General features: G+C 67.2%; 15 protein-coding genes and 2 rRNA genes (1 of these 17 running past the window's edge). 11 read left to right on the forward strand and 6 right to left on the reverse strand.

Annotation, left to right across the window (positions count from 1 at the left end; translation table 11 throughout):
• The 3 genes from AC1PK7_RS02335 to AC1PK7_RS02345 form a co-directional block, all read left to right on the forward strand.
• Nucleotides 1–1832 (forward strand): 23S ribosomal RNA (locus AC1PK7_RS02335) (it extends 1048 nt beyond the left edge of the window).
• A gap of 154 nt (nt 1833–1986) precedes the next feature.
• A 5S ribosomal RNA gene (rrf, locus tag AC1PK7_RS02340) occupies nt 1987–2101 on the forward strand.
• Nucleotides 2102–2646: 545 nt separating this feature from the next.
• Nucleotides 2647–3714: an NAD(P)-dependent alcohol dehydrogenase gene (locus AC1PK7_RS02345; RefSeq protein ID WP_420008740.1), complete on the forward strand. Its 1068-nt coding sequence runs from the start codon at nt 2647–2649 to the stop codon at nt 3712–3714.
• Nucleotides 3715–4029: 315 nt separating this feature from the next.
• Here AC1PK7_RS02345 and AC1PK7_RS02350 read toward each other — a convergent pair whose 3' ends face one another.
• Both AC1PK7_RS02350 and AC1PK7_RS02355 read right to left on the reverse strand, forming a co-directional pair.
• Complete coding sequence (locus AC1PK7_RS02350; RefSeq protein ID WP_481099736.1) at nt 4030–5772, reverse strand: M28 family metallopeptidase; 1743 nt, start codon at nt 5770–5772, stop codon at nt 4030–4032.
• Between the two features lie 81 nt (nt 5773–5853).
• Entirely contained in the window at nt 5854–6516 is a 663-nt protein-coding gene (locus tag AC1PK7_RS02355; RefSeq protein WP_481099737.1) for a hypothetical protein, read from the reverse strand.
• Nucleotides 6517–6685: 169 nt separating this feature from the next.
• Between AC1PK7_RS02355 and AC1PK7_RS02360 the strand changes: the two genes are divergently transcribed.
• Both AC1PK7_RS02360 and AC1PK7_RS02365 read left to right on the forward strand, forming a co-directional pair.
• Nucleotides 6686–7930 (forward strand): murein hydrolase activator EnvC family protein, encoded by a 1245-nt coding sequence (locus AC1PK7_RS02360; protein WP_481099738.1) that lies wholly within the window; start codon nt 6686–6688, stop codon nt 7928–7930.
• A gap of 104 nt (nt 7931–8034) precedes the next feature.
• Nucleotides 8035–9534 carry a S41 family peptidase gene (locus AC1PK7_RS02365; RefSeq protein WP_481099739.1) on the forward strand — a complete coding sequence of 500 codons (1500 nt, stop codon included), beginning with the start codon at nt 8035–8037 and terminating at the stop codon, nt 9532–9534.
• 66 nt (nt 9535–9600) lie between these two features.
• Here AC1PK7_RS02365 and AC1PK7_RS02370 read toward each other — a convergent pair whose 3' ends face one another.
• Genes AC1PK7_RS02370 through AC1PK7_RS02380 form a run of 3 tightly spaced genes read right to left on the reverse strand, consistent with a single transcriptional unit; the run spans nt 9601 to nt 11640 of the window.
• Nucleotides 9601–10587: a D-2-hydroxyacid dehydrogenase family protein gene (locus AC1PK7_RS02370; protein WP_481099740.1), complete on the reverse strand. Its 987-nt coding sequence runs from the start codon at nt 10585–10587 to the stop codon at nt 9601–9603.
• 4 nt (nt 10588–10591) lie between these two features.
• Nucleotides 10592–10912 carry a DUF1820 family protein gene (locus AC1PK7_RS02375; RefSeq protein WP_209032314.1) on the reverse strand — a complete coding sequence of 107 codons (321 nt, stop codon included), beginning with the start codon at nt 10910–10912 and terminating at the stop codon, nt 10592–10594.
• A 35-nt stretch (nt 10913–10947) separates the two neighbouring features.
• A complete protein-coding gene (locus AC1PK7_RS02380; RefSeq protein WP_010340917.1) occupies nt 10948–11640 on the reverse strand; it encodes a rhomboid family intramembrane serine protease in 693 nt (230 codons plus the stop codon).
• A 245-nt stretch (nt 11641–11885) separates the two neighbouring features.
• Here AC1PK7_RS02380 and AC1PK7_RS02385 point away from each other — a divergent pair, with 245 nt between their 5' ends.
• Nucleotides 11886–13226 (forward strand): outer membrane protein transport protein, encoded by a 1341-nt coding sequence (locus AC1PK7_RS02385; protein WP_420008744.1) that lies wholly within the window; start codon nt 11886–11888, stop codon nt 13224–13226.
• A 139-nt stretch (nt 13227–13365) separates the two neighbouring features.
• Here AC1PK7_RS02385 and putA read toward each other — a convergent pair whose 3' ends face one another.
• Nucleotides 13366–16557, reverse strand: coding sequence for a bifunctional proline dehydrogenase/L-glutamate gamma-semialdehyde dehydrogenase PutA (gene putA / locus AC1PK7_RS02390; protein ID WP_481100826.1), 3192 nt, complete (start codon nt 16555–16557; stop codon nt 13366–13368).
• Nucleotides 16558–16819: 262 nt separating this feature from the next.
• Here putA and AC1PK7_RS02395 point away from each other — a divergent pair, with 262 nt between their 5' ends.
• The 5 genes from AC1PK7_RS02395 to AC1PK7_RS02415 are packed head-to-tail and all read left to right on the forward strand — an operon-like array spanning nt 16820 to nt 20669.
• Nucleotides 16820–17296 (forward strand): DUF2244 domain-containing protein, encoded by a 477-nt coding sequence (locus tag AC1PK7_RS02395; RefSeq protein WP_029561818.1) that lies wholly within the window; start codon nt 16820–16822, stop codon nt 17294–17296.
• A 20-nt stretch (nt 17297–17316) separates the two neighbouring features.
• Entirely contained in the window at nt 17317–18309 is a 993-nt protein-coding gene (gene coxB, locus AC1PK7_RS02400) for a cytochrome c oxidase subunit II (RefSeq protein ID WP_481099741.1), read from the forward strand.
• Between the two features lie 31 nt (nt 18310–18340).
• Entirely contained in the window at nt 18341–19951 is a 1611-nt protein-coding gene (ctaD, locus tag AC1PK7_RS02405; RefSeq protein WP_481099742.1) for a cytochrome c oxidase subunit I, read from the forward strand.
• Nucleotides 19951–20082: a hypothetical protein gene (locus tag AC1PK7_RS02410; protein WP_010341609.1), complete on the forward strand. Its 132-nt coding sequence runs from the start codon at nt 19951–19953 to the stop codon at nt 20080–20082. The genes ctaD and AC1PK7_RS02410 overlap by 1 nt, the downstream gene beginning before the upstream one ends.
• The gene (locus AC1PK7_RS02415) at nt 20079–20669 is read left to right on the forward strand and encodes a cytochrome c oxidase assembly protein (protein WP_371183590.1); all 591 of its coding nucleotides are present in this window, start codon (nt 20079–20081) and stop codon (nt 20667–20669) included. Before AC1PK7_RS02410 ends, AC1PK7_RS02415 begins: the two co-directional genes overlap by 4 nt.
• Nucleotides 20670–20681: the final 12 nt, after the last annotated feature.

Raw genomic sequence — 20681 nt, forward strand, 5'->3', positions numbered from 1 at the left:
GAAGCAGCCACCCTTTAAAGAAAGCGTAATAGCTCACTGGTCGAGTCGGTCTGCGCGGAAGATTTAACGGGGCTAAGCAGTGAACCGAAGCTTGGGGTGCATCGCGATAAGCGATGCGCGGTAGAGGAGCGTTCCGTAAGCCTGCGAAGGTGGATTGAGAAGTCTGCTGGAGGTATCGGAAGTGCGAATGCTGACATGAGTAACGACAATGCGGGTGAAAAACCCGCACGCCGAAAGCCCAAGGTTTCCTTGCGCAACGTTAATCGGCGCAGGGTGAGTCGGCCCCTAAGGCGAGGGCGAAAGCCGTAGTCGATGGGAAGCAGGTTAATATTCCTGCACCTCGCGTAAGTGCGATGGAGGGACGGAGAAGGTTAGGTGTACCGGGCGTTGGTTGTCCCGGGGAAAGGCGGTAGGTTTGGATCTTTGGCAAATCCGGGATCCTTTAAGACCGAGCACCGAGACGAGTCTTTTAGACGAAGTCACTGATACCACGCTTCCAGGAAAAGCTCCTAAGCTTCAGCTTACGCAGACCGTACCGTAAACCGACACAGGTGGGTAGGATGAGAATTCTCAGGCGCTTGAGAGAACTCGGGTGAAGGAACTAGGCAACATGGCACCGTAACTTCGGGAGAAGGTGCACCCTTTTTGGTGGCTCGTGCGAGCTATAGCTGAAGAGGGTCGCAGAAACCAGGCCGCTGCGACTGTTTATCAAAAACACAGCACTCTGCAAACACGAAAGTGGACGTATAGGGTGTGACGCCTGCCCGGTGCTGGAAGGTTAATTGATGGGGTCAGCCGCAAGGCGAAGCTCTTGATCGAAGCCCCAGTAAACGGCGGCCGTAACTATAACGGTCCTAAGGTAGCGAAATTCCTTGTCGGGTAAGTTCCGACCTGCACGAATGGCGTAACGACAGCGGCGCTGTCTCCACCCGAGACTCAGTGAAATTGAAATCGCTGTGAAGATGCAGCGTTCCCGTGGCAAGACGGAAAGACCCCGTGAACCTTTACTATAGCTTTACACTGAACGTTGAGTTCGTCTGTGTAGGATAGGTGGGAGGCTATGAAACTGTGGCGCTAGCTGCAGTGGAGCCATCCTTGAAATACCACCCTGTCGTGCTTGACGTTCTAACCTAGGTCCGTAATCCGGATCGGGGACCGTGTATGGTGGGTAGTTTGACTGGGGCGGTCTCCTCCTAAAGAGTAACGGAGGAGCACGAAGGTACGCTCAGCGCGGTCGGACATCGCGCACTGTGTGCAAAGGCATAAGCGTGCTTGACTGCAAGATCGACGGATCAAGCAGGTACGAAAGTAGGTCTTAGTGATCCGGTGGTTCTGTATGGAAGGGCCATCGCTCAACGGATAAAAGGTACTCCGGGGATAACAGGCTGATACCGCCCAAGAGTTCATATCGACGGCGGTGTTTGGCACCTCGATGTCGGCTCATCACATCCTGGGGCTGTAGTCGGTCCCAAGGGTATGGCTGTTCGCCATTTAAAGTGGTACGCGAGCTGGGTTCAGAACGTCGTGAGACAGTTCGGTCCCTATCTGCCATGGGCGTTGGAGATTTGAGAGGGGCTGCTCCTAGTACGAGAGGACCGGAGTGGACGAACCTCTGGTGTTCCGGTTGTCACGCCAGTGGCATTGCCGGGTAGCTATGTTCGGAAGCGATAACCGCTGAAAGCATCTAAGCGGGAAGCGCGCCTCAAGATGAGATCTCCCGGGACACAAGTCCCCTAAAGGAACCATGTAGACTACGTGGTTGATAGGTCAGGTGTGTAAGTGCAGCAATGCATTGAGCTAACTGATACTAATGATCCGTGCGGCTTGACCATATAACCTCAAGATGCTTCCTCGAAGCATCCCTTAGCGCGACACACGTCGATCGCTCTCACTCGCTCGCTACATCACACCCCATGAGAGGCTGGCGCCCTGCCGTCCTCGGTCCAACAACCGAGAACACGCACGCGGCGACACTCCAACCGTCTCCCTGGTGAAATTAGCGCTGTGGAACCACCCGATCCCATCCCGAACTCGGAAGTGAAACGCAGCTGCGCCGATGGTAGTGTGGCTCAAGCCATGCGAGAGTAGGTCATCGCCAGGGGCTTTACCCCAAATCCCCGTCCGAAAGGACGGGGATTTTTTATTGCGCCTGAAAAAACCAACCCGACCCCGCGGCAACATGACACCCGGGGGCTGCGCGCCGCACCCTCACCCCAACCCCTCTCCCGGGGGGAGAGGGGCTCGGTTCCTTCCTTCTCCCCTCGGAAGAAGGGGGCCCGCAGGGGCGGATGCGGCCAACGCTTGGCCGCCTCACGCGCCGCTGTGCCGCGCCATGAGTTGCGATATCGCGCGCATCGAGACGTCCCGCGTCGCAGCCCTTCCGTAGTGCTGTGGCTGAAGCGCCGGCATTCCGCCCGCACGCCGTCTGTGGAGTGCGGCTACGTTCAGCCGAACACGTGCGCCAGTCCACACTTGTTCGCTTCGACAGCGGATTCAGAGCAAGCGCATCGCACCGTTCCATGTGGCGATGCGTGCCTTTCATGCCACGCCGCTTAGACTTTTTCCCGATTTCGGCGACCGCGTGGGCATCTCTGCCTGATTCGCGCATCGCTCTCGGCCCCTTTCACCCACCACGAGGCCTTCCCCATGAGCCAAGCCAATGGATACGCCGCTCAGGCATCCGATCAGCCGCTGACCCCCTTCACCTTCGAGCGCCGTGCGCTCGGTGCGCACGATGTCAGCATCGAGATCCTCTACTGTGGCGTCTGCCACTCGGATCTGCACACCGCCCGCAATGAATGGCACAACACCCAGTATCCGTCCGTCCCGGGCCATGAAATCGTCGGCCGCATTACCGCGGTGGGCGATCAGGTCACCGCCTTCAAGGTCGGCGACCTGGCTGGTGTCGGCTGCATGGTCGATAGCTGCCGGCATTGCGCCTCCTGCGCCGATGGCGAAGAGCAGTACTGCGAGAACGGCTTCGTCGGTACCTACAACGGTCCGATGTTCGGCGGGGAGAACACCTATGGTGGCTACTCCGATCACATCGTGGTCGACGAGAAGTACACGCTGCACATCCGCCACGATGCCGAACACCTGGCGGCGGTGGCGCCGCTGCTGTGCGCTGGCATCACCACCTATTCGCCGCTGAATCACTGGAAGGTCGGCCCGGGCAAGAAGGTCGGCATCGTCGGCCTGGGCGGCCTTGGCCACATGGGCGTGAAGATCGCCCACGCCATGGGCGCGCATGTCGTGCTGTTCACCACGTCGGCCGGCAAGCGCGAGGATGCGCTGCGTCTGGGCGCGAACGAGGTGGTGGTGTCGAAGAACGCCGACGAGATGGCGGCGCACACCAACAGCTTCGATTTCATCCTCAACACCGTGGCGGCACCGCACGACCTGGATGCGTTCCTGACCCTGCTCAAGCGCGACGGCACCATGACCCTGGTCGGCGCGCCGGCCGAGCCGCACCCGTCGCCGACGGTGTTCAACCTGATCATGAAGCGGCGCCAGCTGGCCGGTTCGCTGATCGGCGGCATCCGTGAGACCCAGGAAATGCTGGATTTCTGCGCCAAGCACGGCATCGTGTCCGACATCGAGACGATCGAGATGGCGCAGATCAACGAGGCCTACGAGCGCATGCTCAAGGGTGACGTGAAGTACCGCTTCGTCATCGACATGGCCAGCCTGGCGCAGACCAAGCAGGCGGCCTGAGCCGACGGCGACCGTGGCGGTCAGCCGCCGCGGTCACGTCATGCGCTATCGTTATCCCATGAAAGCCCGGGCAGCACATGCCCGGGCTTTTCTGTGGCGGTGGCAATTGTCGCGGCCGAATTGCTCTGCGGTTGGGCTTCCGATCGGCATTCGAGGCGCTCGGAAGACGTTCCCACAACCGCGCACCACTGCGTGCGGAAAGCGATCTGCACGAGGTGGTGGCAGCGACGATGCCCGGTGCGCCGCGCGACCGATGGGGGCAGAGACGACAACGGCGCCGAAGCGCCGTTGCCATGAAACTAAGGAAGCCGCCGCCTACTTGCTGGCGGCAGGCTCGGCCGCCGGCAGCGACGTCGGCCGGCCCATCATCTTGTCGCGTGCGGCCTTGAACGGATTGTCCGGATACCAGTTCGGCCAGCTGTCGCCGGCGGCCAGTTCCTTGCCGACGCCGTACACTGCCTGCAGGTCGTCCATCACGCCGTCGAGCTTCCAGGTCGCCGGATCGTATTCGTCGGCCGGCGTGTGATAGCGCTTGGCGTACTCTGCCGCGGCACGGCGCCCGGCTTCGATGCCGCCGTCGACCAGGTCTTCGCCGCCGTCGATGTACAGCGCCGGCACGCCGGCCTTGGCGAAGTTGAAGTGATCGGATCGGAAGTAGAACCCGCTCTGCGGTGCGTCCTCGGAGTGCAGCACGCGGCCTTGCGCGGCGGCGATCGGCTTGAGCATATCTTCCAGTTGCGAGCTGCCGAACCCGTTGACCACCAGGTCCTTGGCACGCCCGGCCACCGGCATCGCATCGAGGTTGATGACGCCGGCGATCTTGTTCAGCGGGAAGGTCGGATGCGCCACGTAGTACTTGGAACCGAGCAGCCCCGACTCCTCCAGCGTCACCGCCAGGAACACCACCGAACGCTCGGGCTTGGGCTGCTGGTGCGCGAACGCCTCGGCGATTTCGAGGATGCCGGCCACGCCGGTGGCGTTGTCGACCGCACCGTTGTAAATGTTGTCGCCGGGCTCGCCCTCGTGCTTGCCCAGGTGATCCCAGTGCGCCATGTACAGCACCGCTTCGTCGGCGCGGCTGCTGCCGGGCAGCACGCCGACCACGTTGCGCGAGGTCTTCTCGGCGATGGTGCTCTTCAGGTCCACCGAGAGCTTGGCCTTCAGCGGGACCGGCTTGAAGCCGCGCTTGCTGGCGTCCTTGTACGCTTGCGCCAGATCCAGGCCGGCATCGGCGAACAACTGCTTGGCCGCCTCGGCGGTGATCCAGCCCTGCACCGGGATGCGCGGCTCCGGATCGTCCTTCGCCGGGAGGTCGTACTGCGCGCCGGACCAGGAGTTCTTGACCACGTCCCAGCCGTAGCTGGCGCCGGGCGTGTCGTGCACGATCAACGCGGCGGCGGCGCCCTTGCGCGCGGCCTCCTCGAACTTGTAGGTCCAGCGCCCGTAGTAGGTCATGCGCTTGCCTTCGAACAGGCTGCCGTCGCCGGTGTGGAAGCCGGGGTCGTTGACGAACATCACCACGGTCTTGCCCTTCCAGTCCTGGCCGGCATAGTCGTTCCACTTCTGCTCCGGCGCGTCCACGCCGTAGCCAACGAAGACCATGTCGCTGCCATCGAGCTTGACCTCGGGCTGGCCGGTGCGCGTGCCCACCACCATGTCGGTGCCGAAGGCGAGCTGTCGTGCTGCGCCGTCGTGGGCAATGGTGAGCGTGGTGCCGGGCGCCGCGGTGGTCTCGGTCATCGCCACGTCCTGGAACCAGCTGTCGCCGTTGCCGGGCTGCAGGCCGATGCGCTGCATCTGGTCACGGATGTAGGCGACCGTCTTGTCCTCGCCCGGCGTGCCGGGACCGCGGCCTTCGAAGGCGTCGGAGGACAGCGTCTTGACCAGTTCCGCGAAGTCCGCCGGTGCGATCCCGGTGGAGAACGCGTGCGTGGGCGCCGCAGCGGGCGCGGGCGCCGCGGCCGGTGGCGCGGTGTCGGCGGCCGGGGCGGGCGCTTCGCGTTTGCACGCAGTCAGCGCCGCGGCTGCGGCCAGGCACAGCACGAGCTTGCGGGACATGGGGGCTCCTGGTGGCGAGGGAACCCTGGATTCTATAGGCAAGCCGCGCGCATCCGAGCGCGCGCGGCACTACGGCATCGCTCAGTTGTTCGGCGCGGTGTCGCCGTCGAACGGCAGCGCGGTGGCGCCGGTGATCGGCCCGGTCTTGGCGCTGCGGTGCACGTACAGGGTCACTTCGCGCTCGAAGCGCAGCGGGCCGTCGATCACCGCGCGGGGGCCGACGATGACCCGTGGCTTGCGCGTCGGCTTGAACGACATGCTGAAGCTGGGCTTGTTGATCGAAATGCCGCCACCGACATGCGAATCATGGCCGACGGTGATGTCGCCGTTGACCGTCTCGATGCCCTTGTCCAATTGCGTGGCGACCAGGCCGATGCTGCCGTTGACGCTTTCGATGCCGCCGCCGACGCGGCCGCCGCGGTCGACGAAGATGCCGCCGTTGACGGTTTCGATGGAACCGGCGACCTGTGCGCGCTCGCCAATGGTGATGCCGCCGTTGACCGTGGACAAGCCCTTGGTCTGTGCGCCGTCGGCGACCTTGACGCTGCCGTTGACCGTTTCCACGCTGCCCACCTGGGCGCCGGACTGGACGTTGATGCTGCCGTTGACCGTTTCCAGGTCGCCGTACTGCTTGCCGGCGTCGGCAGTGATGCTGCCGTTGACCTTGCTGATGCCTTCGCCCGCGAACGCCGGGCCGGCCGTCAGGGCCAGCGCCAGCACAACCGCCAGATGCATGCGTTTCATCCTTCACCTCCCGGGCGCCGACGATGCGGCCGCAATCAATCGTGAGGCGATCACAACACGCTTCGCTACAATCCACACCTGCCTGAAGTCACTGGACCCTCCTTTGCCCGCAGCCGCGCTTGTCCCACCGTATTCCGCCGCGCCCCGCGCGGTCGAGCGGCGTGCGCGCGTGCAATGGCGCGGGCCGTTGCGCAGCCTGCTGGCGGTGGCGTGGCTGCTGACCGCCGGGTTGGCCGCGGCGCAGAATCCGCGCGAGGCCGAGAAGCGCCTGGAGAAGGTGCGCAACGAACTGAAGAGCGTGGCCGAGGAGCGGCGGCAGTTGGAAGGCAAGCGTGGCGACGCCGCGCGCCAGTTGCGCGACGCCGACGAAAAGGTCGCCGCCACCGGTCGCAGCCTGGCGCAGACGCAGCAGGCGCTGCAGCGGCACCAGCAGACCCTGGCCGAGCTCGAGCGCAAGCGCGATGGCCTGCGCAGCGGTTTGACGCGGCAGCGCGCCGAACTGGCGCAACTGCTGCGGGCGGCCTATGCCATCGGCGGCAATGCGCCGCTGAAGCTGCTGCTGGCGCAGGACCGCGTGGCCGACGCCAACCGCCTGCTGGCCTATCACCGCTATCTGCAGCGCGAGCGCGCGCAGCGCATCGCCACGCTGACCCACGAGTTGCAGGCGCTGGAACAGGTGCAGCGCGAGGTCGTCGAGCAGAAGCAGCAACTGAGCGAAGCGCAGCGCCGCCAGCAGGAACAGGCCCAGGCCTTGCAGCGCGACCGCAAGCAGCGCGCCAGTGTCGTCTCGGAACTGGACCAGCGCTACCAGGACCGCAGCGAACGCGAGAAGGCGCTGGGCCAGGACGCCAAGGCGCTGGAGACGCTGCTTGCCAACCTGCGCGCCGCCGCCGCACGCGCCGAGGCCGAGCGCCGTGCCGCGGCCAGGCGCGAGGCGGCCGAACAGGCGGCGCAGGCCAAGGCCGCGGCGAAGGCCGGGCGTGGAGGCGGCAAGGTGCCGCCCAAGGTGGTCGCCTCGGCGCCGCCGCTGAAGGTCGGTGGCCTGGGCTGGCCGCTGTCGGGCGACCTGATCGCGCGCTACGGCGGCCGCCTGCCCGACGGGCGCACCAGCAGCGGCGTGCTGATCGCCGCACCTGCCGGCAGCACCGTCACCGCGGTCGCCGACGGCACGGTGGTGTTCTCCGACTGGATGACCGGCTACGGCATGATCCTGATCGTGGACCACGGCAACGGCTACATGAGCCTGTACGCGCACAACGACACGCTGCTGCGCGACGCCGGCGCCAAGGTCAAGCGCGGCGATGCGGTGGCCAAGGTCGGCAATTCCGGCGGGCAGGGCCGCCCGGCGCTGTACTTCGAACTGCGCCGCAATGGCCAGCCGGTGGATCCGGCGTCGTGGCTGCAGCGCCGCTGAGCCACGCCGGCGCGGCGCGTTCAACGCGAATTTAGCTCGGCTTCGCGCATAATCCGGACAACCGCGCCGTGCACGGTGCGGGTCTTCCCCAATCGGAGTGCTTCATGCGCGTAGTCCTGTCCGCAGCCCTGTTGCTCGCTCTGGCGCCGCTGCCGTCGATGGCGCAACGCGCCGAGGCGCAGGCGCCCACGGCCCCGGCGGCCAGCGCCGACGATCCCGACGCCACCGAATCGGCCAGCGCCAAGGTGCCGCTGGACGAGATCCGTCGCTACGTCGCGGTCTACAACGCGGTGAAGGAAGCCTACGTCGATCCGGTCGACGACAAGAAGCTGATGCAGTCCGCGATCCGCGGCCTGCTGCTGGACCTGGATCCGCACAGCACCTATTTCAGCAAGGAAGACGCCGAAGCCTTCGACGAGCAGACCAGCGGCGCCTACGACGGCATCGGCGTGGAGCTGCTGCAGTTGCCGGACAACACGCTCAAGGTGGTGTCGCCGATCGACGATACGCCCGCCGCGCGCGCCGGCCTGCGCTCGGGCGACATCATCATCGCCATCGACGGCAAGCCGATCAGCGCGGTCAAGGCAATGGAGCCGCTGCGCGGCGAGCCGGGCAGCAAGGTCGTGCTGACCATCGCCCGCGACAAGGTGGCCAAGCCGTTCGACGTGACCCTGACCCGGCAGACCATCCGCGTGGCCAGCGTGCGCAGCCGCATGCTCGAGCCGGGCTACGGCTACATCCGCATCAGCACCTTCCAGGCCGACACCGGCGCCGATTTCCACAAGCAGCTGCAGCAGTTGCAGGCGCAGGCCGGCGGCAAGCTGCGCGGGCTGGTGCTGGACCTGCGCAGCAATCCGGGCGGCCTGCTGACCGCGGCGGTGCAGGTGGCCGACGACGTGCTCGACAAGGGCACCATCGTCAGCACCCGCGGGCGCATCTCGGTCAGCGACTCCAAGTTCGACGCCACCCCCGGCGACCTGCTCAACGGCGCGCCGATGGTGGTGCTGGTGGACGCCGGTTCGGCCAGCGCCTCGGAAGTGCTTGCTGGCGCGCTGCGCGACAACAAGCGCGCGCGCATCGTCGGCAGCCGCACCTTCGGCAAGGGTTCGGTGCAGACCGTGCTGCCGCTGGACAACGGCGACTCGGTCAAGCTGACCACCGCGCGCTACTACACGCCGAGCGGCAAGTCGATCCAGGCCAGCGGCATCGTGCCCGACGTGGTGCTGCACCCGGAGGCCAGCGCGGACGATGCCGACAAGCCGGCCGCGATCGCCGACTACAGCGAAGCGACCCTGCCGGGCCACCTGCATGGCGACGACGAGGGCGCCGAGGGCTACACCGCCGGCGACGTGCTGCCGGGCGATGGCCCGATCGCGCAGGCGCTGGCCGAACTGAAGCAGCCTGGCGCCGTGGCGCGGGCGGCTGCGGCGGCACCGGCCGGCAAGGGCAAGGCCAAGCCGGCACACAAGCCGGCGGGCGTCGCGCCGAAGGCGGCTCCGGCGAAGCCGCCGGCGGCGGAGCCGGCAAAGCCCGAGCCTGCCAAGTCGGAACCTGCAAAGACCGAGTCCGACAAGACCGAACCGGCTCCAGCGTCTGGAACCTGAGCCCGCGGGCGGCACCGTCGCCACCGCGCGCGGCGTGGCCGCTGCGCGGCGGCGGTGGCCAACGGCTCAGTCGGCGACGCTGAGGACCTCGGGATTGGCCAGCCGCTGCGGCGTGCCGGCGGCGAAGGCCAGCACGTTGTCGAAGGCGGCGCCGAAATATAGCGCGTAGCTGCTTTGTTCGACGTAGCCCAGGTGCGGCGTCGCCAGCACCCGCGGATGCCGCAGCAGCGGATGCTGCGGGTCCAGGATCGGCTCCTGTTCGAACACGTCCAGCGCCGCCTGTCCCGGGCGCCCGGCATCCAGCGCGGCCAGCAGCGCGCCGGGCGCGATGAGTTCGGCACGGCTGGTGTTGACCAGCAGCGCATCCGGTTTCATCCGCAGCAGATCGTCCAATCCGATCTGGTGACGGGTGGCCGCGACCAGGCGGCGATGCAGGCTCAGCACATCGCTCTCGGCGAATAGCGCCTCGCGGCTGGTGGCGACCGCGAAGCCGTCGGCGCGCGCTTGCGCGCAGCTGTCCGCGCTGCCCCATACCTGCACGCGCATGCCGAAGGCGCGGCCGTAGGCGGCGACGCGCCGGCCGATCTTGCCGTAGCTCCAGATGCCGAGGGTCAGGCCCTCCAGGCTGCGGCCCAGCTGCGCATCGCCGGTCGCCTGCCATTGCCCGCCCAGCAGCGCATCGCGGTAGGCGGGCACGTGCCGGCTGGCCGCCATCAGCAGCGCCCAGGTCAGTTCCGCCGGTGCCACCGGCGAGCCGATGCCTTCGGCCACGGCCACACCGCGCGCGGTGCAGGCGGCCAGGTCGATGTGTTCGCCGATCCGCCCGGTCTGGCTGATCAGGCGCAACTTGGGCAGTCGCGCCAGCAGGGTGGCGTCGATGCGGGTGCGCTCGCGGATCAGCACCAGCGCCTCGGCCTCGGCGGCATACCGGACCAGGGTGTCGCGATCGGGCGCAAGCGCGGTCAGCACCTGCACGCTGTGCGCCTGCAGCCGCGCGAAGCAGGGCAGGTGGCGCACCGCATCCTGATAGTCGTCGGCGATCAGGATGCGCATCGGCTCAGCGTGGCTTGCCCGGCATCGGGAACGGCGTGACCACCTTCTCGCCGGTGGCCGCGTCGCGGATCGCCGACGGCCCCTTCTTCTCCACCTCTTCGATGCGCACGATGCTCTGCATCGGCAGGTGCAGCGTCTTGGTGGCGCCGAACTCCTCGCGCAGGCGTTCCTCGGTGGGATCGATCACCAGCCCGTCGTGCACGTCGAACACCAGCGTGCCGATCTCGGTGAAGCCCCACAGATGGCTGCTGCCCACATGCTGGCAGTACAGCTCGTAGACCTTGCCGTGGTTGAGGAAGGTCACTTTGTACAGGTGCTTGAACATGCCCGCAGTATACGGGCGCCGTTGCCGCAGGCGGCTCAGAAACCCTTGCGCTTGCGCAGCCGCCGCGCAATCGCCGCGCGCACGTACAGCCCGTAGACCATGCCGAAGGCGAAGCCGGCCAGGTGCGCCGACCACGCCACCATGCCGAAGGCCGGGCCGATGTAGGCGAACACCACCTGCAGCGCCGCCCAGGTGCCGATCAGCAGCGAGGCCGGGGCGCGCACGAATTCCAGGAACAGCCCCAGCGGCAGCACCACGCCGAGCTTGGCCCGCGGGAACAGCGCCAGGTAGGTGCCGATCAATGCCGAGACCGCGCCGCTGGCGCCGATGATGACCCGGTCCGGGGTGCCGATCGCGAACACCGCGGCCAGATTGGAGATCGCCCCGCCGCCCAGGAACAGCAGCAGGAACCGCCACGGTCCCAGCACGCGCTCGGCGGGCAGGCCGAAGATCAGCAGGAACACCAGGTTGCCGAGCAGGTGCGACCAGTCGGCGTGCAGGAACAGCGCGGTGAACAGGCGCAGCACGCTGCCGTCCTGCACCGTCGCCAGCCAATCGCGCGGGCTGCCGACCCCGGCCGAGAGCGCGCCCCAGTCCAGCCACAGGGTCGCGCGCGCCTCGTCGGGACGGCTGATCGACCACAGGAAGGCCAGCCACATCGCCGCGAACAGCAGCGGGGTGGCCCAGCGCAACGTGGTGCGTTCGCGGGAAGGGATGGAAACGAACATGCGAGGGAAGGGGAACCGGAGACCGCCAGGGACGCCAAGATAAGGGCTTCATTCGGCTGAACGCACGCCGACTCCACACGAACCTGAACGCATCATGTCGTTATTGTTTAGTTAACGGTGCGGGGTATACTCGCATACGGCGTCGTATGTCGGGAGGGGACTCCGGCGCGCATTCCTGAGCCTTTACGGTGCGGGGTTGCGCAGGCGCGAACACAGACACTTCGTCTTCCGGAGAAAAACTAGCCATGCAAAACGCAACCCAGTTCGTCCGTTTCACCGCTCTGGCCGTCGGCATCGTCGGCGCGCTGGCCATGGGCCAGGCGCACGGCGCCGCGTTCCAGCTCAAGGAGAACAGCGCCAAGGGCCTGGGCCGCGCGTTCGCCGGCTCCGGCAGCGCCCCCGGCGATGCCTCGATCATCGCCGTGAACCCGGCCGGCATGCGCCAGCTCGACGGCAAGGTGTTCCAGGCCGACGTCAGCGCCATCCAGTTCTCGGCCAAGTACCAGGGCGACGGCGGCACCTACGCCACCGGCGCGCCGATCTCCGGCGGCCGCGGCGGCGACGCCGGCATGATCGCGCCGGTTCCGGCGGTGTACTTCCACATGCCGTTCGGCGAAAACAACAACATGCACTTCGGCACCTCGCTGACCGTGCCGTTCGGCTTCAAGACCGAATACGACCGCGACTGGGTCGGCCGCTACAACGGCGTCAAGACCGAGCTGCAGGCGATCGACCTGAACTTCGCCTTCTCCTACGACGTCAATCCGTACGTGTCGTTCGGCGCGTCGGTGTTCGCCGAGCGCCTGGACATCGACCTGACCAACGCCATCGACTTCGGCACCATCCTGGCCTCGCGCCGCGTGCCGGGCTTCGCGCCGGGCAGCGCCGATGGTTTCTCGCGCATCAAGGGCGACAACACCGAGGTCGGCTTCACCCTGGGCGGCCTGTTCAGCATCGACGAGAACACCCACATCGGCTTCAGCTACCGGTCGCAGGTCGAGCACAAGATCACCGACGGCGATGCCAACTTCACCGTGCCGGGCAATGCCGCCACCGTGTTGGCCTTCGCCGCGCCGGGCACCTTCGTCGACACCAAGGGCCGCGCCACGGTCAAGCTGCCGGCCAGCGCCACCGCCAGCTTCACCCACAACATCAACGAGCAGTGGACGGTGATGGCCGACGTCACCCGCACCGCCTGGAGCAAGTTCGACAAGGTCACCGTCGACTTCGCCTCCAACCAGCCCGACAGCGTGCTGGACTTCTCGTACCGCGACACCACCTTCGTGTCGCTGGGTGCCGACTACCGCATGAGCGATACGCTGACCCTGCGTGGCGGCCTGGCCTACGACCAGACTCCGACCACCGACCAGCACCGCGACGTGCGCGTGCCGGACGCGAGCCGCAAGTGGGTCTCGCTGGGTCTGACCTGGAAGCCGTCCGAGCAGGCCGAGTACAGCTTCGGCTACACCCACCTGTTCACCAACGATCCGAGCATCGCCACCACCACCGCCACCGGCAACACCCTCGTCGGCGACTACGACGTGAGCGGCAACGTGCTGGCGGCCTCGGTCAACTACAAGTTCTGATCGCAGGCGCTTCGCGGTTCACGAAAAAGCCCCGCTTCGGCGGGGCTTTTTTTGTGCCTGTCCGTAAGCGTGCGCTGCGCGCTGCGGCAGGCGGCGACCGGCGCAGGTTCCGGGCGGAACGCTGCGCCGAGCGGGGCGGTCAGTCGCCCAGGGTCAGCAGCGAGGCGTTGCCGCCGGCGGCGGTGGTGTTGACCGTCACCACCTTCTCGGTGGCGAAGCGCAGCAGGTAGTGCGGGCCGCCGGCCTTGGGGCCGGTGCCGGACAGGCCCTGGCCGCCGAACGGCTGCACGCCGACCACCGCGCCGATCTGGTTGCGGTTGACGTAGACGTTGCCCACCGCCACGCGCGAGGCGATGCGCTCGATGGTCTCGTCGATGCGCGAATGCACGCCCAGGGTCAGGCCGTAGCCGGTGGCGTTGATCTGGTCGATCACCGCATCGAGCTGGTCGGCCTTCCAGCGGATCACGTGCAGCACCGGGCCGAAGATCTCGCGCTGCAGCTGCGCCAGCGACTGCAGCTCGTAGGCGCGCGGGGCGAAGAAGCTGCCGTGCGCGGTGGCGTCGTCGGTGGCGGCCACGGCGATCGCGCGCGCTTCGCGGTCCATGCGCGCGGCGTGGTCGGTGAGGATCTGCAGCGCGTCGGCGTCGATCACCGGGCCGACGTCGGTGGACAGCAGGCCGGGGTCGCCGACCTTCAGTTCGGCCATGGCGCCGGCGAGCATGGTCATCACCTTGTCGGCGATGTCGTCCTGCACGAACAGCACGCGCGCGGCCGAGCAGCGCTGGCCGGCGGAGATGAAGGCGCTGGAGATGGCGTCCTTGACCACCGCTTCCGGCAGCGACGAGGAATCGGCGATGAAGGCGTTCTGGCCGCCGGTCTCGGCGATCAGCACGCCGATGGCGGCATCGCGCGCGGCCAGCGCGCGGTTGATCGCACGCGCGGTCTCGGTGGAACCGGTGAAGGCGACGCCGGCCACGCGCGGATCGCGGGTCAGCGCGGCGCCGACGGTGGCGCCGTCGCCGGGCAGGAACTGCACCACCGCTTCCGGCACGCCCGCTTCGTGCAGCAGCTTCACCGCGGCATGGCCGACCAGGTTGGTCTGCTCGGCCGGCTTGGCGATGACGCTGTTGCCGGCGGCCAGCGCCGCGGCGACCTGGCCGAGGAAGATCGCCAGCGGGAAATTCCACGGGCTGATGCAGACAAACACGCCACGGCCGTGCAGCTGCAGTTCGTTGGATTCGCCGGTCGGCCCGGGCAGGCGCTCGGGCGCGCCGAACTGCGCACGCGCCTGGCCGGCGTAGTAGCGCAGGAAATCCACCGCTTCGCGCACTTCGGCGACGCCGTCGGGCAGGGTCTTGCCGGCTTCCTTGACGCACAGCGCCATGAACTCGGGCATGCGCGCTTCCAGCAGGTCGGCGGCGTGTTCGAGGATGGTGGCGCGGCTGGCGGCCGGGGTGCGGTTCCAGGCCGGGTAGGCGGCTGCGGCATTGCTGAGCGCCTTCTCCACGGTGGCGGCATCGGCCGGCTTCCAGTGGCCGACGACCTGGCGGCGGTCGGCCGGGTTGGCGACCGGCAGCGCATCGCCGGCGATCACCGCGCCGGGCACCAGCGGTGCGGCCTGCCAGGGCTTGAGCGCGGTGTTGAGCTGGTCGGCCAGCGCGCGCAGATCGTTGTCGTTGGCGAGGTTGGCGCCCATGGAGTTCTTCCTGTTGTGGTTCTGGCTGCGCAGCAGATCGACCGGCAGCGGAATCTTCGGATGCGGGATGGAGGCGAATGCGGACACGGCCTCGACCGGGTCGCGGATCAGGTCTTCGATGGCCACGTCTTCGTCGGTGATGCGGTTGACGAAGCTGGAGTTGGCGCCGTTCTCCAGCAGGCGTCGCACCAGGTACGGCAGCAGGTCCTCGTGCGAACCCACCGGCGCGTACACGCGGCAGGGCACGCCGAGGCGGTCGGCGGGGATCACTTCGGCATAGAGGTCGTCGCCCATGCCGTGCAGCTTCTGGTGCTCGTAGTCGCGGCCGCCGGCGATGGCGCGCACCGCGGCGATGGTCTGCGCGTTGTGGGTGGCGAACATCGGATACAGCGCGTCGCTGTGCGCGAACAGGCGCTTGGCGCAGGCCAGGTAGGACACGTCGGTGTTCTGCTTGCGGGTGAACACCGGGTAGCCCGGGTGGCCCTCGACCTGCGCGCGCTTGATCTCCGCGTCCCAGTACGCGCCCTTGACCAGGCGCACCGGGATGCGGCGGCCGACGCGGCGCGCCAGGTCGGCGAGGAAATCGATCGTATACGGGGTGCGCTTCTGGTACGCCTGCACCGCCAGGCCGTAGCCCTCCCAGCCGTCCAGCGAGGGATCGGAGAAGGTGGCCTCGATGATGTCCAGCGACAGTTCCAGGCGATCGGCTTCTTCGGCGTCGACCGTGTAGCCGATGCCGTAGGACTTGGCCAGTTGCGCCAGCTCCAGCACGCCCGGCACCAGCTCGGCCATCACCCGCGCGCGCTTGGCGTGCTCGTAGCGCGGGTACAGCGCGGAGAGCTTGATCGAGATGCTGGGCGCGGCGAACACCGCGTCCTTGCCGCCCTGCTGGCGCTGCGCGGCGAAGTGCTTGCCGATGGCGTGGATCGCCTGGCGATAGGCATCGAGATAGCGCTGCGCGTCCTTCATGGTCAGCGCGCCTTCGCCGAGCATGTCGAACGAGTAGCGATAGTGGGCGTTGTCGCCCTTCTTCGAGCGGGTCAGCGCCTCGCCGATGGTCCGGCCCATCACGAACTGGTGGCCCATGATCTTCATCGCCTGGCGCACCGCCAGGCGGATCACCGGCTCGCCGACGCGGCCGATCAGGCGCTTGAACGCGCCGGACACGTCGGCGCGGGTGAGGTCGTTGATCTGCACCAGCTTGCCGGTGAGCATCAGGCCCCAGGTCGAAGCATTGACGAGGATCGAGTCGCTCTCGCCCATGTGCTTCTTCCAGTCCGCATCGCCGAGCTTGTCGCGGATCAGCTTGTCGGCGGTGTCCTGGTCGGGGATGCGCAGCAGCGCTTCGGCCACGCACATCAGCAGCACGCCTTCCTCGCTGCCGAGGTCGTACTGGCGCATGAAGGCTTCGATCGCGCCCTGGTCCTGGGCGCGGGCGCGCACCCGGGTGACCAGGTCGGCGGCCAGCGCCTGCACCTTGGCCTGGTCGGCCGCAGGCAGGCGCGCCTGCTCGAGCAGTTCGCGCACGTGTTCGGCTTCGTCCTTGAGCCAGGCGGCGGTGATCGCCGCGCGCAGGGCCTGCGGTGCGGGCGGGAGTTCGGGGGACAGCAAGGGCGAAGGAGACGCGGACGGCATCGCCGGAACAGAGCCGGCGCCAGGCAGAGCGTTCATGCGGGAAAGGCCAGGGACAGAGCCCACCATTTTATGTCAGCGCCTGCACGCGCAGGGGGTTGCCGGTATCTGCAAGGCGACGGCGGCAGCGCCGTGGCTGAACGCGAATCTGGTTGCGCTGCAGCATTTTTTATGGTGAACGTGCGCTTGCCGCCGCGCAGGCCGGGGGCTACCATCCAGGCGTGCTCGCGGCTCGGGCGCGAGCGGTTCGGAAGCGCGGTTCGACATGATCGAAATGTTTCCGTTTTCTCCGGAGGGGTCGGGTACGCAGCTGCGGCTGCGACCGCCGCGGGCGTTGAATGCCCGGCAATTCGTGTTGTTGTTCCTCGCACTGGCCGGGGCGATGTGGGCCGTGGCTGGGCTGGGGTGGCTCGCCGGCAATGTGTTCGCGCCTGCGTTCGCCCTGTTGCACAGCATCGTGGTGGCGCTCGCGCTGCATTGGTCGTGGCGCGGCGGCGAGCGCGAAGAGGATATCCGGGTGGGTCCGGCCTGCGTGGAAGTGACCCGTCCGAATGCAGGAACGCCGGCGTTCCGCGCCCATCCGCATTGGGTGCGGTTGCGGATCGAAGGCGACGACAGGGTGGTGCTGGCATCCAGCGGCAAGCAGGTCCGGGTCGGCGAATTCCTCGGCCCCGACGAACGCCGGCAACTGGCGCAGACCCTGGAAGGCTTGCTCGCGGCCGTGACCGGCCGCAACCGATGACGCTCCAAGGGGTCTAGGCAATGAAGCAACGCGGCGGGTGGGTGCAACAGGCGGTCAGGGGCGGGATGGCGTTGGCGGCGGCGATGGCCGCACCGCTGGCGTGGGCGCAGTCGGCCGATCCCAAGCCGTGGCAACTCAACATGGGCAGGGGCGTCACCCAGAGCGCGCGCAACGCGTACGACGCGCACATGGTCGCGTTGTGGGTCTGCGTGGTCATCGGCGTGCTGGTGTTCGGCGCGATGGCCTATGCGATCTTCAAGTTCCGCAAGTCCAAGGGCGCGGTGCCGGCGCAGTTCAGCCACAACACCAAGGCCGAGATCGTGTGGACGGTGATCCCGGTGCTGATCCTGATCGTGATGGCCTGGCCGGCCACCGCCAAGCTGATCGCGATGTACGACACCCGCGATGCCGAGATGACGGTGAAGGTCACCGGTTACCAGTGGATGTGGCGCTACGAATACCTGGGCGAGAACGTGTCGTTCACCAGCCGCCTGGCGCGCAGTTCCGATCGCCTGCGGCAGAGCCATGCGGTGCCCACGCTCGAGCACGACCCACACTACCTGCTGGACGTGGACAACCGGCTGGTGCTGCCGGTGAACACCAAGGTGCGCTTCGTCATCACCGCCGACGACGTCATCCACGCCTGGTGGGTGCCGGCGCTGGGCTGGAAGCAGGACGCCATCCCCGGGATCATCAACGAGGCCTGGACCAGCATCGACACCCCCGGGGTGTACCGCGGCCAGTGCGCCGAACTGTGCGGCAAGGACCACGGCTTCATGCCGATCGTGGTCGAGGCGGTGAGCAAGCAGGACTTCCAGAAGTGGCTGGCATCGCGCAAGCCGGCGCCCGCCGCCGCGCCTGCGCCGGCCACGCCGGCAGCGGCCCCGGCTGCTGCGCCGGCCACCGCCGAACCCGCTGCCGCGCCCGCCGACGCCCAGGCGCCGACGGCGCCGCCGCAGGCGCGGCTGTCGCGTCCTCGTTCCGACTCGCACCTGATCGTGCAAGCCGCCTGATCTCCAGCATTCCTTTTCTGAGGTAGCCGCCATGGCCCATTCGGCAGTCGATCACCACGACGAGCACGGGCATCAGCAGAGCTTCGTCGAGCGTTGGTTCTTCTCGACCAACCACAAGGACATCGGCACGCTGTACCTGCTTTTCAGCTTCACCATGTTCATCGTCGGTGCGGCGATGAGCGTGATGATCCGCCTCGAGCTCGCGCAGCCGGGCCTGCAATACATCAAGCCCGAGCAGTTCAACCAGATGACCACCGTGCACGCGCTGGTGATGATCTTCGGCGGGGTAATGCCGGCCTTCGTCGGCCTGGCCAACTGGATGATCCCGCTGCAGATCGGCGCGCCGGACATGGCGCTGCCGCGCATGAACAACTGGTCGTTCTGGCTGCTGCCGGTGGCCTTCACCCTGTTGCTGCTGACCTTCTTCTTGCCTGGCGGCGCGCCGGCCGGCGGCTGGACGATGTATCCGCCGCTGATGCTGCAGGGCGGCTACAACGTCGCCTTCTCGGTGTTCGCCATCCACGTCGCCGGCATCAGCTCGATCATGGGCGCGATCAACATCATCGCCACCGTGCTCAACATGCGCGCGCCGGGCATCGACCTGCTGAAGATGCCGATCTTCTGCTGGGCCTGGCTGATCACCGCGTTCCTGCTGATCGCGGTGATGCCGGTGCTGGCCGGCGCGGTGACCATGCTGCTCACCGACAAGTTCTTCGGCACCTCGTTCTTCAACGCCGCCGGCGGCGGCGACCCGGTGATGTACCAGCACATCTTCTGGTTCTTCGGGCACCCCGAGGTCTACATCATGATCCTGCCGGCGTTCGGCGTGATCAGCGAAATCATCCCGACCTTCAGCCGTAAGCCGCTGTTCGGCTACCAGGCGATGGTCTACGCGATCGCGGCGATCGCGTTCCTGAGCTTCATCGTCTGGGCGCACCACATGTTCACCGTGGGCATGCCGTTGGGCGGCGAGATCTACTTCATGTTCGCCACCATGCTGATCTCCATCCCCACCGGGGTGAAGGTGTTCAACTGGGTCAGCACCATGTGGCAGGGCTCGATGACCTTCGAGTCGCCGATGCTGTGGTCCATCGCCTTCGTCATCCTGTTCACCATCGGCGGTTTCTCCGGGCTGATGCTGGCGATCGTGCCGGCCGACTTCCAGTACCACGACACCTACTTCGTGGTCGCGCACTTCCACTACGTGCTGGTCACCGGTGCGGTGTTCGCGCTGATCGCGGCGGTGTACTACTGGTGGCCGAAGTGGACCGGGCGCATGTACAACGAGACCTGGGCCAAGTTCCACTTCTGGTGGACGATGCTGTTCGTCAACCTGCTGTTCTTCCCGCAGCACTTCCTTGGCCTGGCCGGCATGCCTCGGCGCATCCCCGACTACAACGTGGTGTTCGCCGACTGGAACCTGGTCAGCTCGATCGGTGCGTTCGGCATGTTCGTCACCCCGTTCCTGATGGCCGGCATCCTGCTGGCGTCGCTGCGCAACGGCGCGCGCGCCGATGCGCGCTCGTGGGAAGGCGCGCGTGGCCTGGAGTGGACGGTGCCGTCGCCGGCGCCGGCGCACACCTTCACCCTGCCGCCGGTGATCAAGCCCGGCGACCTGGCCCACGACGACATCAGCCACTGATGACCGCGCAACCTCCGCTCGACGACCTGGTCCTGCGCCGCAAGCGTGCGGCGCGCACCGCGCTGGTGGTCGGCGCGGTGGCGCTGGCGATCTACGTCGGCTTCATTCTTTCGGGGGTGCTGGGCCGATGAACGCGCCGGCGCCGCAGGTGCACAGCAGCGCCGGGCTGTTCAAGCTGGTCGGCGTAGCGCTGGCGGTGTTTCTGCTCACGTTTTCGCTGGTGCCGCTGTATCGCATCGCCTGCGAGAAGGTGTTCGGCGTGCGCCTGGAGCGCGGCCCCGGCGAAGGCCCGCAGGCCGGCAAGTCGCTGGCCGGCAAGCGCACGGTCACGGTGCAGTTCGATGGTGGGGTGAATTCCAAGCTGCCGTGGTCGTTCCATCCGGAGCAGCTGACCATGCAGGTCGTGCCGGGCGAGCTCAACGAGGCGCTGTACTACGCGCACAACGACGGCGCGCATGCCATCGTCGGCAGCGCGGTGCCGTCGGTGGCGCCGGCGCGCGCTTCGGGCTACTTCACCAAGACCGAGTGCTTCTGCTTCACCGCGCAGACCCTGCAGGCCGGCGAGAAACGCGACATGCCGGTGCGCTTCATCGTCGACCCCAACCTGCCCAGCGACATCAGCACCATCACCCTGTCCTACACCTTCTACAAGAACGATGCGCTGAGCGCGGAACTGGGATCGCCGAAACTGGCCGGTTCCGCGCGCGCGGCTCCCTGACCCGACCGGAAT

This window comes from Xanthomonas sp. NCPPB 3174, assembly GCF_056725205.1.

Excerpts from the sequence above, each read along its gene's own strand:
- AC1PK7_RS02415 (WP_371183590.1), top strand. The coding sequence starts at position 20,079 with ATGAACGCGCCGGCGCCGCAGGTGCACAGCAGCGCCGGGCTGTTCAAG.
- AC1PK7_RS02355 (WP_481099737.1), bottom strand. The coding sequence starts at position 6,516 with ATGAAACGCATGCATCTGGCGGTTGTGCTGGCGCTGGCCCTGACGGCC.
- AC1PK7_RS02375 (WP_209032314.1), bottom strand. The coding sequence starts at position 10,912 with ATGTTCAAGCACCTGTACAAAGTGACCTTCCTCAACCACGGCAAGGTC.
- coxB (WP_481099741.1), top strand. The coding sequence starts at position 17,317 with ATGAAGCAACGCGGCGGGTGGGTGCAACAGGCGGTCAGGGGCGGGATG.
- AC1PK7_RS02410 (WP_010341609.1), top strand. The coding sequence starts at position 19,951 with ATGACCGCGCAACCTCCGCTCGACGACCTGGTCCTGCGCCGCAAGCGT.
- ctaD (WP_481099742.1), top strand. The coding sequence starts at position 18,341 with ATGGCCCATTCGGCAGTCGATCACCACGACGAGCACGGGCATCAGCAG.
- AC1PK7_RS02350 (WP_481099736.1), bottom strand. The coding sequence starts at position 5,772 with ATGTCCCGCAAGCTCGTGCTGTGCCTGGCCGCAGCCGCGGCGCTGACT.
- AC1PK7_RS02395 (WP_029561818.1), top strand. The coding sequence starts at position 16,820 with ATGATCGAAATGTTTCCGTTTTCTCCGGAGGGGTCGGGTACGCAGCTG.
- AC1PK7_RS02345 (WP_420008740.1), top strand. The coding sequence starts at position 2,647 with ATGAGCCAAGCCAATGGATACGCCGCTCAGGCATCCGATCAGCCGCTG.
- AC1PK7_RS02365 (WP_481099739.1), top strand. The coding sequence starts at position 8,035 with ATGCGCGTAGTCCTGTCCGCAGCCCTGTTGCTCGCTCTGGCGCCGCTG.
- AC1PK7_RS02370 (WP_481099740.1), bottom strand. The coding sequence starts at position 10,587 with ATGCGCATCCTGATCGCCGACGACTATCAGGATGCGGTGCGCCACCTG.
- AC1PK7_RS02385 (WP_420008744.1), top strand. The coding sequence starts at position 11,886 with ATGCAAAACGCAACCCAGTTCGTCCGTTTCACCGCTCTGGCCGTCGGC.
- AC1PK7_RS02380 (WP_010340917.1), bottom strand. The coding sequence starts at position 11,640 with ATGTTCGTTTCCATCCCTTCCCGCGAACGCACCACGTTGCGCTGGGCC.
- putA (WP_481100826.1), bottom strand. The coding sequence starts at position 16,557 with ATGCCGTCCGCGTCTCCTTCGCCCTTGCTGTCCCCCGAACTCCCGCCC.